The 13,444-nt window shown below is 72.4% G+C and carries 12 protein-coding genes; 7 read left to right on the top strand and 5 right to left on the bottom strand.

Going from position 1 to position 13,444, the window contains the following annotated elements:
• Positions 1-87: 87 nt before the first annotated feature.
• On the top strand, positions 88-2,502 hold the full coding sequence (gene lon / locus AB0J04_RS12390) for an endopeptidase La (RefSeq protein WP_363168308.1): 2,415 nt from the start codon (positions 88-90) through the stop codon (positions 2,500-2,502).
• 229 nt (positions 2,503-2,731) lie between these two features.
• Positions 2,732-3,211 (top strand): MarR family transcriptional regulator, encoded by a 480-nt coding sequence (locus tag AB0J04_RS12395; protein WP_351903378.1) that lies wholly within the window; start codon positions 2,732-2,734, stop codon positions 3,209-3,211.
• Positions 3,212-3,238: 27 nt separating this feature from the next.
• Here the strand turns inward: AB0J04_RS12395 and AB0J04_RS12400 are convergent, their stop codons facing one another.
• Positions 3,239-4,030 carry a hypothetical protein gene (locus AB0J04_RS12400; RefSeq protein ID WP_363168310.1) on the bottom strand — a complete coding sequence of 264 codons (792 nt, stop codon included), beginning with the start codon at positions 4,028-4,030 and terminating at the stop codon, positions 3,239-3,241.
• 369 nt (positions 4,031-4,399) lie between these two features.
• Here AB0J04_RS12400 and AB0J04_RS12405 point away from each other — a divergent pair, with 369 nt between their 5' ends.
• Genes AB0J04_RS12405 through AB0J04_RS12425 form a run of 5 tightly spaced genes read left to right on the top strand, consistent with a single transcriptional unit; the run spans position 4,400 to position 10,028 of the window.
• Positions 4,400-7,216, top strand: a complete 2,817-nt coding sequence (locus AB0J04_RS12405; protein WP_363168312.1) for a nitrate- and nitrite sensing domain-containing protein — start codon at positions 4,400-4,402, stop codon at positions 7,214-7,216.
• On the top strand, positions 7,213-7,716 hold the full coding sequence (locus AB0J04_RS12410; protein ID WP_363168314.1) for a roadblock/LC7 domain-containing protein: 504 nt from the start codon (positions 7,213-7,215) through the stop codon (positions 7,714-7,716). The genes AB0J04_RS12405 and AB0J04_RS12410 overlap by 4 nt, the downstream gene beginning before the upstream one ends.
• The gene (locus AB0J04_RS12415; RefSeq protein ID WP_363168315.1) at positions 7,713-8,135 is read left to right on the top strand and encodes a DUF742 domain-containing protein; all 423 of its coding nucleotides are present in this window, start codon (positions 7,713-7,715) and stop codon (positions 8,133-8,135) included. The genes AB0J04_RS12410 and AB0J04_RS12415 overlap by 4 nt, the downstream gene beginning before the upstream one ends.
• Positions 8,116-8,760, top strand: a complete 645-nt coding sequence (locus tag AB0J04_RS12420) for an ATP/GTP-binding protein (RefSeq protein WP_363168316.1) — start codon at positions 8,116-8,118, stop codon at positions 8,758-8,760. Before AB0J04_RS12415 ends, AB0J04_RS12420 begins: the two co-directional genes overlap by 20 nt.
• Positions 8,761-8,774: 14 nt before the next feature.
• A complete protein-coding gene (locus AB0J04_RS12425; RefSeq protein WP_363168317.1) occupies positions 8,775-10,028 on the top strand; it encodes a styrene monooxygenase/indole monooxygenase family protein in 1,254 nt (417 codons plus the stop codon).
• On the opposite strand, the gene AB0J04_RS12430 is transcribed toward AB0J04_RS12425, so the two are convergent.
• The 4 genes from AB0J04_RS12430 to AB0J04_RS12445 form a co-directional block, all read right to left on the bottom strand.
• Positions 9,977-11,278: an NlpC/P60 family protein gene (locus tag AB0J04_RS12430; protein ID WP_363168318.1), complete on the bottom strand. Its 1,302-nt coding sequence runs from the start codon at positions 11,276-11,278 to the stop codon at positions 9,977-9,979. The two genes, AB0J04_RS12425 and AB0J04_RS12430, sit on opposite strands and share 52 nt — an antisense overlap.
• Positions 11,279-11,379: 101 nt before the next feature.
• Positions 11,380-11,682: a hypothetical protein gene (locus AB0J04_RS12435; protein WP_363168319.1), complete on the bottom strand. Its 303-nt coding sequence runs from the start codon at positions 11,680-11,682 to the stop codon at positions 11,380-11,382.
• A gap of 14 nt (positions 11,683-11,696) precedes the next feature.
• Positions 11,697-12,347 carry a helix-turn-helix domain-containing protein gene (locus AB0J04_RS12440; RefSeq protein ID WP_363168320.1) on the bottom strand — a complete coding sequence of 217 codons (651 nt, stop codon included), beginning with the start codon at positions 12,345-12,347 and terminating at the stop codon, positions 11,697-11,699.
• A gap of 37 nt (positions 12,348-12,384) precedes the next feature.
• A complete protein-coding gene (locus AB0J04_RS12445) occupies positions 12,385-13,326 on the bottom strand; it encodes a diiron oxygenase (RefSeq protein ID WP_363168321.1) in 942 nt (313 codons plus the stop codon).
• Between the last annotated feature and the right edge of the window lie 118 nt (positions 13,327-13,444).

The raw sequence follows: 13,444 nt of genomic DNA on the forward strand, positions 1-13,444 counted from the left end.
ACAGCGAACGGTAGCGGTGCGGGGAACATTCGGGGGCTCAGGTGCATTGAGTCGGCATAGCTCAACTTGACTGCCTAAGGGGAGATCATGGCTTCGACGTCCACACTGCTCACCCTGCCCGTGCTGCCTCTCGACGACGAGGTCGTGCTCCCCGGCATGGTGGTTCCACTGGACCTCAACGACACCGACGTACGCGCCGCGGTCGAGGCGGCCCAGGCCGCCGCCCGGTCCGCGGGCGGGAAGCCCCGCGTGCTGCTGGTGCCGCGCATCGACGGGACGTACGCGAGCACGGGTGTGCTCGGCACCGTCGAACAGGTCGGCCGCCTGGCCGACGGCGACCCGGGCGCGCTGATCCGCGGCCGCGGCCGCGTGCAGATCGGCGCGGGCACGACCGGCCCCGGCGCCGCGCTGTGGGTCGAGGGGACGAGGGCCGACGAGAGCGTGCCCGAGCCGCTGCCCGGCCATGTCGCCGAACTCGTCAAGGAGTACAAGGCGCTCGCCACCGCCTGGCTGCGCAAGCGCGGCGCCTGGCAGGTCGTCGACCGCGTCCAGGCCATCGACGACGTCTCCGCGCTCGCCGACAACTCCGGCTACTCGCCGTTCCTGACCACCGAACAGAAGGTCGAGCTGCTGGAGACCGCCGACGCGGTGGCCCGGCTCAAGCTCGCCACCCGGCAGCTGCGCGAGCACCTCGCCGAACAGGACGTCGCCGAGACCATCGCCAAGGACGTCCAGGAGGGCGTCGACAAGCAGCAGCGCGAGTTCCTGCTGCGCCGCCAGCTCGACGCCGTCCGCAAGGAGCTGCGCGAACTGGGCGGCGAGCAGGAGGGCGAGGAGTCGGACGACTACCGCGCCCGTGTCGAGGCCGCCGACCTGCCCGAGAAGGTCCGCGAGGCCGCTCTCAAGGAGGTCGACAAGCTGGAGCGGTCCAGCGACCAGTCGCCCGAGGGCTCCTGGATCCGGACCTGGCTGGACACCGTCCTCGAACTGCCGTGGAACGAACGGACCGAGGACCGCTACGACATCCAGGGCGCCCGCGCGGTCCTCGACGCCGAGCACGCCGGTCTGGACGACGTGAAGGAGCGCATCACCGAGTACCTCGCCGTGCGCAAGCGACGCGGCGAACGCGGACTGGGCGTCGTGGGCGGCCGGCGCGGCGGCGCGGTGCTGGCCCTGGTCGGGCCTCCCGGGGTCGGCAAGACCAGCCTCGGCGAGTCCGTCGCCCACGCCATGGGCCGCAAGTTCGTCCGCGTCGCCCTCGGCGGCGTCCGGGACGAGGCCGAGATCCGCGGTCACCGCCGCACCTACGTCGGCGCGCTGCCCGGCCGGATCGTGCGGGCGATCAAGGAGGCCGGGTCGCTGAACCCGGTGGTCCTGCTCGACGAGATCGACAAGGTGGGCTCCGACTTCCGGGGCGACCCGGCCGCCGCCCTGCTGGAGGTCCTCGACCCGGCCCAGAACCACACCTTCCGGGACCACTACCTGGAGGTCGAGCTCGACCTGTCGGACGTGGTCTTCCTCGCCACCGCCAACGTCCTCGAAGCCATCCCGGAGGCCCTGCTCGACCGCATGGAGCTGGTCCGCCTCGACGGCTACACCGAGGACGAGAAGGTCGTCATCGCCCGCGACCACCTGCTCCCGCGTCAGCTGGAGCGCGCGGGCCTGGACAAGGACGAGGTGGCGCTCGACGAGAGCGCGCTGCGCAAGCTCGCCGGCGAGTACACCCGCGAGGCCGGCGTGCGCACCCTGGAGCGGTCCATCGCCCGGCTGCTGCGCAAGGTCGCGGCCCAGCACGAACTGGGCGAGCGGAAGCTGCCGTTCACCGTCCGGGACGAGGACCTGCGCGCCCTGATCGGCCGGCCGCACCACGTGCCCGAGTCCGCCCAGGACCCGGCCGAGCGCCGCACCGCCGTGCCCGGAGTCGCGACCGGTCTCGCCGTGACCGGCGCGGGCGGCGACGTCCTGTTCGTCGAGGCGTCGCTGGCCGACCCGGAGACGGGCGCGGCGGGCCTCACCCTGACCGGTCAGCTCGGCGACGTGATGAAGGAGTCGGCGCAGATCGCGCTGAGCTTCCTGCGCAGCCACGGGGCCGAACTGGAACTGCCGGTGGGCGACCTCAAGGACCGGGGCGTGCACATCCACTTCCCGGCGGGCGCGGTCCCCAAGGACGGCCCGAGCGCCGGCGTCACCATGACGACGGCCCTCGCGTCCCTGCTGTCCGGCCGACTGGTCCGCACCGACGTGGCGATGACCGGCGAGGTCTCGCTGACCGGCCGGGTGCTGCCCATCGGCGGCGTGAAGCAGAAGCTGCTCGCCGCGCACCGGGCCGGCGTCACCACCGTCGTCATCCCCAAGCGCAACGAGCCCGATCTGGACGACGTCCCGGCGGAGGTGCTGGACAAGCTCGACGTCCACGCCGTCACCGACGTCCGCCAGGTCCTGGAACTGGCGCTCGCGCCCGCCGTGAACGGCGCGAGGTCGCAGGTTCCCGTGGCGGCGTGACGGACGCCGCGGGTGGGGCGGGGCCCGGGTTCCATGAGGGAGCCCCGGGCCCTCGCCGCACGCGAGCAGTACGCGAGCCGCCCCCCGAGCCCGGCCCGACGACGCCGCACGCACGCCCGGCCCGACGCCGCACCTGACGCGGGGCCTGGGAAGCTCCGTCGGTCTGTGCCTGCGAAATACTTAAGCGCTGCGCCGATGGCGGCGAGGCGGCGAGATCAGGGGTGCTGACGTGCACGAGGACACAGACGGCGAGACGTCGTCGCGTGGTGTGGAGCAGGGCGACCGGGAGTTCCTCTCCCTGGAGCGGGAGCTCACGGTGCTGCTGCGCCGCGCCCGCGCCAACCAGGGCGAGATGGCCCGCGAGGTCCATCCGGACCTGGAGTCCGCCGCCTACGGGCTCCTCGTCCGGCTGGAGGAGTGCGGCCGCCAGCGCGCCACGGAGCTCGCCGCCTACATCGGCGTCGGCAAGGCCACCATGTCCCGCCAGCTGCGCGCCCTGGAACAGCTCGGCCTGGTCGCCCGCGAACCGGACCCGGCGGACGGCCGCGCCTGGCTGGTCGACCTCACCGAGGAGGGCCGGACCCGGGTGCGCCGGGTCCGCGAGGCCCGCCGTGAGCGGTACGTCAGCCATTTCTCCGACTGGGACCGCGCCGAGGTCTCCGAGCTGGCCCGCCTGCTGAACCAGCTGAACCGGGGCATGGAGAAGTAGCCGGAACCTCGGCAGGGGCCGGCGGCCCTACGGCTCCACGCACACCACCGTCGCGTCGTCGTGGGTCTTCGCCCGGCCCAGGAAGGCCCGCCCGGCGGCGGCGTCGGCCCGCTCCAGCGCCCGGACCCGCTCCACCAGCGAGCGGCCCCCCTCCTCGCGGACGACGGTGAGCAGGTCCGCCCAGTCGCCCTCCCCGAAGAGCTCCGTCCAGCGGGTGGCCCCGTCCGACAGCGCGGCCAGGGAGCGGACCTCCGCGCGCGGCACGGTCGCGGTCACCGCCCGCGCGGCCACCGAGGGGTCGGCCGCGGCGGTGAAGAATCCGCCCTCCCTGTTACGGAGCGTGCCGTCGACGACCTCGGCGCTCCGCAGCAGCTCGCGCGGCAGCCGGGCCAGCCGGTCGTCGGTGACGGGGACGACCGTGCCGTCCGGGGACGCGAGCAGCAGCGTCGCGTCGCACAGGACCAGGTACTCGACGGTCTCCGGCGACCACCGCGCGAGAACCACTGTGGCCTGAGGGGTGCGTGGGTGAGAAAGGTCACAGGTTTCGACATGGGCCTCAGCGGTACGCGCAATGGCCAGGGCGAGCGCCTCGGCCAGCGGAACATCCGTGAGTGAAACGGTCAGTTCGGTCAGCGCGCCGCCGAGGTGTGCGGTGAACCAGGGGACCGAATGCAGACAACCCGCGTCGCCCTTCGGTGGCGTCACTCCGTCCAGGACGACGAGCGAACCGCCCTGTCCGGAGGCGGAAAGCCCGACGCTCGCGAAGTCCTCGTTGAGGCGCGCCCGATCGCCGGCCTCCGACACAAGTTCCGTACGCATTCGGCCAGTCTGCACGACCCCCTCACGGTCTTCGCAAAAGGCTGGCATCACTCGCCGAACAGCCGCACCGTCGCAGGTCAGACGGGTGTTTTGGGTGGGAATGCAGTACTCCGGGAAGGCGTGGCGGCGAATACTGTCAAAGCCCGCCGCCCACGTCCAACCGGCCTGCCGCACAAGGCCGCTGCACGCGCCAGAGGAACTTGCCCGCCAACTCCCCTCCGATGTTCACTCCTTCGGGTGGCGGGGCAAGCGATGCGCGGCCCCTGCCCACCGGCACTGGGAGGGTCGGGAGCCGTACCGGACGTACGCGCCAGTTGACGGAGCGTCACATCCGGCCCATGGGTACACGAGTCAGGAATGCGAGCACCGGTGCAGAAGACGCGGCCTCGGCGTACAGGCAGGCAGACGGCCTCCGAGGGGGGCGCGGAGCGCACCCCTGTCGGCAAGGGCCGTCCGACCCACGTGCGCAATCGGCTGATCGTCGCGGTGGCCGTGGTGGCCGCCGCCATCGCCGGGGCCGGCGCCCCCTCGATCCTGGCCGCCTCCGGCCAGTTGAAGGACGCCCAGGACCTGGTCACCCTGGCCGAGCAGACCCAGGACGCCCTCGCCCTCGCCCAGTCCCTCGCGGACGAGCGCGACGAGGTCAGCACCTATGTCGCGGCCGGCCGGGTGAAGTCCAAGGCGCCCTCCGCCGAGGGCAGCGCCCGGGTGGACCGGCAGGTGCGCGAGCTGACCACCGAGACGGAGGTCTCCGCCGCGCTGCGCGAGGCCCTCGGAGCCGTCCCCTCCGTGCGGCAGGCGGCCCTCACCGGCAAGAGCTCGGCGCTTCAGTCGCACGAGGCGTACTCCCGGGCCATCACCGCCCTCCACGTCCTCGTCGACCGGCTCGCCGAGCAGATGCCGCCCCGCGCGGGCTCCGGCGCGTACGCCCTCGCCGAGCTCGACACCGCCGTCCAACAGGCCTCCGCGGCCCGGGGACTGCTCCTCGCCGCGCTGAACGTGCCGACACGGGTCGAGACCGAGTACGACCCCTTCACCGGCCGCTCGACCACGGAGAAGGTCTCCTCCTCCGCCGACACCAAGCGGCGCGACGCCCTCACCGCCGCCGCGCAGCAGGCCCGGCTGCGTTCCGACGCGGCCCTCGCCGACTTCCGGGAGGGCGCGCCGCAGGACGCGGTCGCCTCGTACGACTCCACGGTCACCGGAGGCGACGTAGACGCCGCCGAGGCGTACCTCGCGTCCCTCACCGACCAGCCGGAACTGAGCGGCGCCGAACTCGACACCAGCGTCAAGAAACTGGACGCCGCGCTCTCCGCCCGCGTCGACCTGATGCGCGGCGTCGAGTCCTCCCTCTACGGCAAGCGCACCGAGGACCTCGCGCAGTTGCGGGACGACGACGTCACCGACCTGGAGCTGCGGGTCACCCTCCTCGGCGCGCTGATGCTGCTGGCCGTCGTCGTCGCCACCGGCATGGCGCGCAGCCTCACCCGCCCGCTGTCCGTGCTGCGCCGCGGCTCGGCACGGCTCGCCGAGGCCGAGAACCCGGCGGCCGAGGAACCGGTCGGGTTCACCGGCCGCAACGACGAGTTCGCCCAGGTCGTCCGCTCCGTCAACGCCCTGCACCAGCACGCCGTGGCCCTCCACGAGCGCGTCGCCACCCTGGAGTCCGACCGCAAGCACCTGGTCGGGCAGCGCCAGCGGATGGCCGACGCCCGCGAGGAACTGCGCGCCGAACTCACCGACTCGGCCACCCAGCTGGACGGCCTGCGCGACAGCATCAGCGGCACCTTCGTCAACCTCGCCCTGCGCACCCTCGGCCTGGTCGAGCGCCAACTCGCCGTCATCGAGGGCCTGGAGGAGCGCGAGCAGGACCCCGACCGGCTGGCCACGCTCTTCAAGCTCGACCACTTCGCCACGGTCATGCGCCGCCACAGCGAGAACCTGCTGGTCCTGGCCGGCACCGAGCACGTCCAGCAGCACGCGGGCCCGATCCCGCTGGTGGACGTGGTCCGCGCGGCGGTCAGCGAGATCGAGCGCTACGAGCGCGTCCGGATCTCCGCGCTGCCCCCGCACGCGCACGTGGCCGGCTTCGCCGCGGACGACCTGAGCCATCTGCTGGCCGAACTCATGGAGAACGCCACCTCGTTCTCCCCGCCCGACCTGCCCGTCGAGGTCTCCGGCTGGCTCCTGGAGAACGGCGAGGTCATGCTCTCCGTCCAGGACGAGGGCATCGGCATGACCGAGGAGCGGATGGGCCGGCTCAACGCCCGCCTCGCCGAGTTCGACCCCGAGACGCCCTACGACCAGGAGGGCGAGGAGGGTCTCGGCCTCGGCCTGTACGTGGTGGCCCGGCTCGCCCACCGGCACGGGGTGCGGGTGCGCCTGCGCGGGCAGAAGCAGGGCGGGGTGGCCGCGGTCGTCGTCCTGCCGACCCCGCTGCTGGCCGCGGCCCCGGCCGCCGCGATCCCCTCGGCGACCCCGGCCTCGGCTGCCGGCCAGACCTTCACCCTGCCCGGCGCCGACGCGGAGGCCAACTCCAACGTCCTGCCGGGCCGTGCCAAGTCCACGGACCCGCTGATCGCCCTGGCGGAGCAGGCGGCACAAGAGGCGCAGACCCCGGAACCGGAAACGACCCCGGAACCGGAACCGGCATCGGGGCTGGAAACGGCAGCCGAGACCACGATGGAACTCCTGCTGCCGACCCCGCAGTCGGAAGCGCAGCCGCAGCCGCAGCCGCAGCCGCAGCCGCAGCCGGAGCCGGAACCCACGCCCGCACCCGCCATCGAACTCGAACCCGAGGTGCGCGGCGGCCACGACAGCAGCGCCGAGCACAGCCGCGTCCCGGACCTGCCGGACGCACTGGACGTACCGGATGCGTCGGACGCACCGGCCGGAACAGCGGAACCCGTCACCGACAAGGGCCTCCCCAAGCGCACACCCAAGATCACCGCACCCGCCCAAGCCCCGCGCCAGCGGACCGGTTCCGTCGACGCGGACGCCCTCCGCCGCCGGCTGGGCGGCTTCCGTCAGGGGGCGCAGGCCGGCTACCGCGATGTGGAAGCGGAAATCGCCGAACGGACGGGCCAGAACAAGGTCCCGTCGGCTCACGTGTCCCACAGAGCTCAAGAAGCACACGCACACGCCGAAGATGACACGGGGGGCACAGTCGAGGAGGCAAGCAGTTGACCGCGCCCAGTACCTTCGGACTGAGCAGTGAAGCCCGAAACCTGCACTGGCTGTTGACCAACCTCGTGGAGGAAGTGCCGGGCATCCAGTCCGTCGCGGTCGTCTCCTCCGACGGTCTGCTCCTGCTGTCCTCGGACCCAGGCCGCAACGACGAGGCACGTCAGGCCCGAGAGACGAAACCTTCCGGCCCGCGCGGCTCCTCCGCCGACCTCGCGACCATCGTCTCCGGCATCGGCAGCCTCACCATCGGCGCCGCCAAGCTGATGGCGTTCGGCGGGGTGAAGCACACCATGATCGCGATGGACGAGGGCAGCCTCTTCGTGATGTCGATCAGCGACGGCTCGCTCCTCGGCGTGCACGGCTCCGCCGACTGCGACATGAGCGTGGTGGCGTACCACATGGCCCTCTTCGTGGGCCGCGCCGGACACGTCCTGACCCCGGAACTCCGCAGCGAGCTGCGCCAGTCACTGGAGTCCGCGGCGGCCGGGAGCGCACGATGAGCACGCGACCCGAGAACACCAGGCAGCAGCTCCCCGTCCGCGGCGGCGACCGCAAGCCCGCCCGGGTGCGCCCCTACTCGCTCACCGGCGGCCGTACCCGCTTCGGGCACGTCCTGCTGGTGGAGACCTTCGTGGCGGCCCTCGAAGCCCCGGAAGAGCGCAGGGAACTCACCAACGGTTCGCTCAGGTCGGCGGTCATGCCGGAGCTTCGGGCCATCGTCGAACTGTGCCGCCGGATGCGCACGGTGGCCGAGATCGCCGCGCTGCTGAGGATGCCGCTCGGCGTGGTCCGGGTGCTCCTCAGCGACCTCGCGGACCAGGGAAAGATCCGTGTGTACGGCACCGGTACCGCTCACGGTACGGGCCGTCCCGACCGCGCTCTGCTGGAAAGGGTGCTGAGTGGACTCCGTCGTCTCTGACGCCGCCGCCTCCTTCGGCGTCAATCCGCCCGTCGAACCCGACGAGCCCCTTCAGCCCTGGCAGCTGGACCGGACCCGCGCCCCCATCGCGACGAAGATCGTGGTGGCGGGCGGTTTCGGCGTCGGCAAGACCACCCTCGTCGGCACCGTCTCGGAGATCGAGCCCCTCCAGACGGAGGCGCTGATGACCGAGGCCAGCGAGGAGACCGACGACCTCACCGGCACGCCCGAGAAGACCACCACCACGGTCGCCATGGACTACGGCCGCCTCACGCTCGACGACGACCTGGTGCTCTACCTGTTCGGCACACCGGGCCAGCAGCGGTTCTGGTTCATGTGGGACGACCTGGTGCGCGGTGCGATCGGCGCGGTCGTCCTCGCCGACACCCGCCGGCTGAAGGACTGCTTCCCCGCGCTGGACTACTTCGAGAGCTGCGGGCTGCCGTACGTCGTCGGCGTCAACCACTTCGACGACAGCGAGAAGTTCGAGCCGGACGACGTGCGGGAGGCGCTCACCATCCCCGCGCACATACCTGTCATGATCATGGATGCGCGGCGCCGGATCTCGGTGATCGAGACCCTCTTGGCCCTGGTGGGCCACGCGCTCGACGAAACCCCCGAGTAGGAGACGTTCCCCGCATGCGGAAGATACTCGTCGTCGGAGCCGGCCAGTCCGGTCTCCAGCTCGCCCTCGGCCTCCAGTCGCACGGGTACGAGGTCACCCTGATGTCCAACCGGACGGCGGACGAGATCCGCGCCGGACGGGTCATGTCGACGCAGTGCATGTTCCACACGGCGCTGCAGCACGAGCGCGATCTCCAGCTGAACTTCTGGGAGTCCCAGGCCCCGAAGATCGCCGGAGTCGGCATCTCGCTCGCGGCGCCCGGCTCGCACGACCCGGGCCCCACCCAGCGCGTGATCGACTGGGTCGGCGCCCTCGACGGCTTCGCGCAGTCCGTCGACCAGCGGGTCAAGATGGCCGGCTGGATGGAGACCTTCGCCCAGCGCGGCGGCCAGCTCGTCATCCACGGCGCGGCCGTCTCCGACCTCGACTACTTCTCCCGCGCCTACGACCTCGTCCTGGTCTCGGCCGGCAAGGGCGAACTGGTGTCGATGTTCGCCCGCGACCCCGAACGCTCCCCGTACGCCGAGCCGCAGCGCGCCCTCGCCGTCTCCTACGTCCACGGTCTGGGCCCGCGCCCCGAGCACCCGGACATGGAGGCCGTCCGCTGCAACCTCGTCCCCGGCGTCGGCGAGCTCTTCATCATGCCGACGCTCACCACCTCGGGCCGCGCCGACATCCTCTTCTGGGAGGGCATACCCGGCGGCCCGCTGGACGTCTTCAACGGCGTCAAGGACCCGGCGAAGCACCTCTCCCTGACCCTGGAACTCATGGAGAAGTTCACGCCGTGGGAGTACGCGCGCGCGACGGACGTCGAACTCACCGACGCCGGCGGCACGTTGGCCGGCCGCTACGCGCCCACGGTCCGCAACCCCATCGGCCGGCTGCCGGGCGGCGGCCTCGTGCTGGGCGTCGCGGACGTCGTCGTCGCCAACGACCCGATCACCGGCCAGGGCTCGAACTCCGCGTCCAAGTGCGCGGCCGCCTACCTCGCCTCGATCCTGGAGCGCGGTGAGAAGGAGTTCGACGAGGAGTGGATGCGGGCCACCTTCGACCGCTACTGGGACACCGCCCAGCACGTCACCAAGTGGACCAACGCCATGCTGGCGCCGCCGCCGGAGCACGTGGTGAACCTGCTCGGCGCGGCGGGCCAGCTGCCGCCGGTGGCGAACCGATTCGTCAACGCCTTCGACGACCCGGCCGACCTCGAGAACTTCTTCTACGAGCCCGAGAAGACGGGGGCCTTCCTGGCGGAGGTCGCGGGGGCCTGAGGACCTGCCCCCGCAGGTCGGCCGTCCGGGCGGACGGCTCCCAGTACCGGGAAGGACGCGATCGGGGAGATCTTGATCTTCTCCCCGGTTCGCGGCGCCTGGACCACCTTGCCCTCGCCCAGGTACATCGCCACATGCGTGGCCTCGGGGAAGTAGATCACCAGGTCGCCGGGGCGCAGCTCCGCCAGGGGGATCCGCGGCAGCCGCGCCCACTGTTCCTCGCTGGTCCGGGGGATGCGCGTCCCGGCGTGCCCCCAGGCCTCGGACGTCAGGCCCGAGCAGTCGTACGACCTCGGGCCGTCCGCGCCCCACTCGTACGGCTTGCCGAGCTGCCGCAGGGCGTAGCGCACGGCCCGCCCGCCCTCCTTCGACGGCTTGCGCGGCTTGCCGTCCTCGGCGATCGCGCCGGACGCCATCAGCTCCTCCTGCGCCTGCGCGACCCCCTTCCTCTCCAACTCGGCGAGGGCGGCGAGCTGCTCGGCGGTCAGGGAGGCCAGGAGTTCCTCGACGTCGGCCAGTCGCCGGTCGACGTCGTCGCGCTCCTTCTTCCTGCGTTCCGTAAGGGTGAGCTGGTCGTCGAGAGCGGCGCGCGCCGCGCGCGCCAGCCCGTCGGCCTTGCGTTCGCCGCTCTCCAGCCGGCCGACCGTCTCGGCCCGCGAACGCGCCAACCGGCCGATCACATGCCCCTGGTCCAGGGCGTGCTGCGGATCGCGGGCGAGCAGCAGCCGCACGTAGGACGAGACGTCGGTGCCGGTGCTGCCCTGGTACTGCTGGCGGGCCAGCCGCCCGACCGCTCCCCGGCTGTCCTGCAGGGTGAGCCGGGCCTTCGCCAGCTCGGCGTCCAGCCGCCGGGTCTCGGCCCGCCGCTGCTTCAGCCGCTCCTCGGTGGCGTTGAAGGCCTCGGTGGCCTGCTCGGCCTCGCGGTACAGCTGCTGAAGCTCCGTCAGCAGCTCGGCCACGGTCCGCTCGCCCGGGTCCTTCGCTTCGGACGCCGGCGGTTCATCCGGTTCCCGGGCCTCCGCCCCGGCCACCAGCGCTTCGCCCGACGCCGACGACTCCGGCGCGGTGACCGGTGGTTTCCCCGGGGCCGGGGCCGGGGCCGGGGCCTGGGTCGGCGGCTCGGCCACGGTCCGCGCACCGGGCTCCGGCGGCTCCGGTACGGCCATGGCGAGCCCGGGGGCCAGGACGGCCTGTGCGGCGAGCGCCGCCGCCCCGACCGTACAGGCCAGACGCAGCAGTCTTCCTGACACGTCATCACCTCCGCTGCGGGGTGGCCCCTCCATCCCGCAGGGCGAGCATCAGGCGTGGGTGCGCGGCCCGCGCGCCGAGTGCGCGGTTCGGCGCAACGCGGTCACTCGTCGGCGTCGTCCCGCGGCCGGCCCGGCGTGGCGTCCGACCTGGACCAGGGCCAGCGTGGTCGGTCGCTCTGCTTCCCCTCGGGGTCGAACTCGTACTTCCAGCCCTGCGGCAGCCCGAGCTTCTTGCTGTGGCCGCGGGGCACGCGTCGGTAGACCAGGACGGTGGGCGGTCCGCCGGCCGCGTCGGGGACGGGGATGCGGTACGTCTTCGGCGGGTGGCCGGTGGGGCCCAGCAGCACGGACAGCACCCGGCCGTCCATGGGTCCGCCCTCGAAGGGGGTGTCTTCGCTCTTCACGCCCCCAGTGTCGATCAGGTCCGCGCGGCGAGCGCACCCCGGACCAGCCCGGCGGTCTGCGCGTCCCGGGCCGCGGTCACGGTCAGGGCGGCGACGAACTGGTCGACCAGCCAGTCCCGCAGCTCGTCCGCGGGCGGCTGCTGGTCCTCGTCGAGCCAGATCAGGGAGGCCGCCTCGACCGCGGTGATCCACATCCGCACGGTCATCCGGAGCCGCGGCCCGGGACCGTCGACCCCCAGATGGCGGTAGATGTGCTCGGCGGCGGCGCGTCGGACGCCGTCCACGATGGCGGTCGTCCGGGAGGTCTCGACGACGCTGCCGCCCTGGAGCAGGGCGCTGAAGCCGGCGTCGTGGCGGGCGACGAAGGTGAGGTAGCGGTCGAGGGCGCGGGCCAGCCGGGGCAGCAGGGGACCCTCCTGCGGCTCGCCGAAGCAGTGCCGCAGTTCCTCGGCGGCGGAGCGCAGCGCGGCCTCGTAGAGCTGCTGCTTGCCGCCGGGGAAGTACCGGTAGACCAGCGGCCGGGACACCCCGGCGGCCTCCGCGACGTCGTCCAGCGAGACGTCCTCGGGGACGCGGTGGGCGAACAGCGAGAGCGCGGCGTCGAGCAGCTGACTGCGGCGCTCCTCGACGCTGAGCCGACGGTATGCGGGGGCGGCGGGGGACATGGATGCAGCGTAGTCCGGCGGCCCCGGGTTCGTTGCCCTATGCAAGCAGCCCCGACGACCGCCACAGCCGCCGTCCCGCTCCGCGCAGCACGCCGATGTCGTCCAGGAAGTCCGTCAGCCGCTTCGCCCCCGACTGCATGACCTCCCTCCGGTGCCCGCTCGCCCGCACCTGCGCGATCGCCGCGCGCCGGTCCAGTCCGACGTTCGTGTAGACCTCCGGATTCACGAACGCGACCGAGAACACCCGCGCGAACTCGCCCGACGTCACCCGCGTGAACTCCTGGGACCACCTCGGCGCGGTCACCATCTGACGGCGCAGCTCCTCACGGGCGTAGCGCACGTGCCGGGCCTCCTCCACGACATGGATCCGGGTGACGCCCCGGACCAGCGGCTGGACCCGCTCGTCGGCGAAGGTCAGCCGCTGCATCCAGTCGAGGACCTCCTCGCCGAGCAGGGTCGCGGTGAAGGAGCCGGGGGTGGTGGAGATCGTCTTGAACAGGCGGCCCAGGTTCCGGTGGGCGCGGCTCACCGGATACCAGGGCGTCTCGCCGCGCGTGATCAGCCGGGCGAACATCTTCGAGTGCCGGCACTCGTCCTCGATCTCGGTCAGCGCGTACCGCACGTGCGCGCTCGTCGCCGCCTTGTCGTAGATGTGCCGCACGAGCAGCTGCATGAGGATGATCTCGAACCAGATCCCGAGCGAGGCGAGCGCGGCGGCCTCGTGCCGGGACAGCAGGATCCGCTGCTCCTCGCTCATCCGCCGCCACATCGGCGTGTCGTACAGCGACACCAGCTCCGGCGGCCAGAACCACTTGCCGTCCTCGAAGGGGGCGTCCCAGTCCAGCTCCTCGTCCGGGTCGAAGGAATGCTCGGCGGAGGACGCGAGCAGCCGCTCGGCCACCTGCTCCCGGTCCTTCAGCAGGCCCAGCGCGTCCCGCAGCCCTGCGAGCGCGTCGGCATCGGTGAGGGTCGTCGTCATGGCTCTTATGAGACTGCTTGTCAGCAAGGGCGTCAATCCCTGCGTCATGATCACTCTTCGGGGGTGGCGGATCGGCGCACTCCGCTGGGTACGCTGGCAGTGTCTGCCAGGCTCCACC

The sequence above is a fragment of the Streptomyces sp. NPDC050263 genome, from assembly GCF_040655955.1.
In the GTDB taxonomy this organism is placed as follows: domain Bacteria; phylum Actinomycetota; class Actinomycetes; order Streptomycetales; family Streptomycetaceae; genus Streptomyces.

Coding starts and splice junctions, on each gene's coding strand:
- lon (WP_363168308.1), top strand. CDS start 88: ATGGCTTCGACGTCCACACTGCTCACCCTGCCCGTGCTGCCTCTCGAC.
- AB0J04_RS12425 (WP_363168317.1), top strand. CDS start 8,775: ATGCGGAAGATACTCGTCGTCGGAGCCGGCCAGTCCGGTCTCCAGCTC.
- AB0J04_RS12445 (WP_363168321.1), bottom strand. CDS start 13,326: ATGACGACGACCCTCACCGATGCCGACGCGCTCGCAGGGCTGCGGGAC.
- AB0J04_RS12400 (WP_363168310.1), bottom strand. CDS start 4,030: ATGCGTACGGAACTTGTGTCGGAGGCCGGCGATCGGGCGCGCCTCAAC.
- AB0J04_RS12440 (WP_363168320.1), bottom strand. CDS start 12,347: ATGTCCCCCGCCGCCCCCGCATACCGTCGGCTCAGCGTCGAGGAGCGC.
- AB0J04_RS12415 (WP_363168315.1), top strand. CDS start 7,713: ATGAGCACGCGACCCGAGAACACCAGGCAGCAGCTCCCCGTCCGCGGC.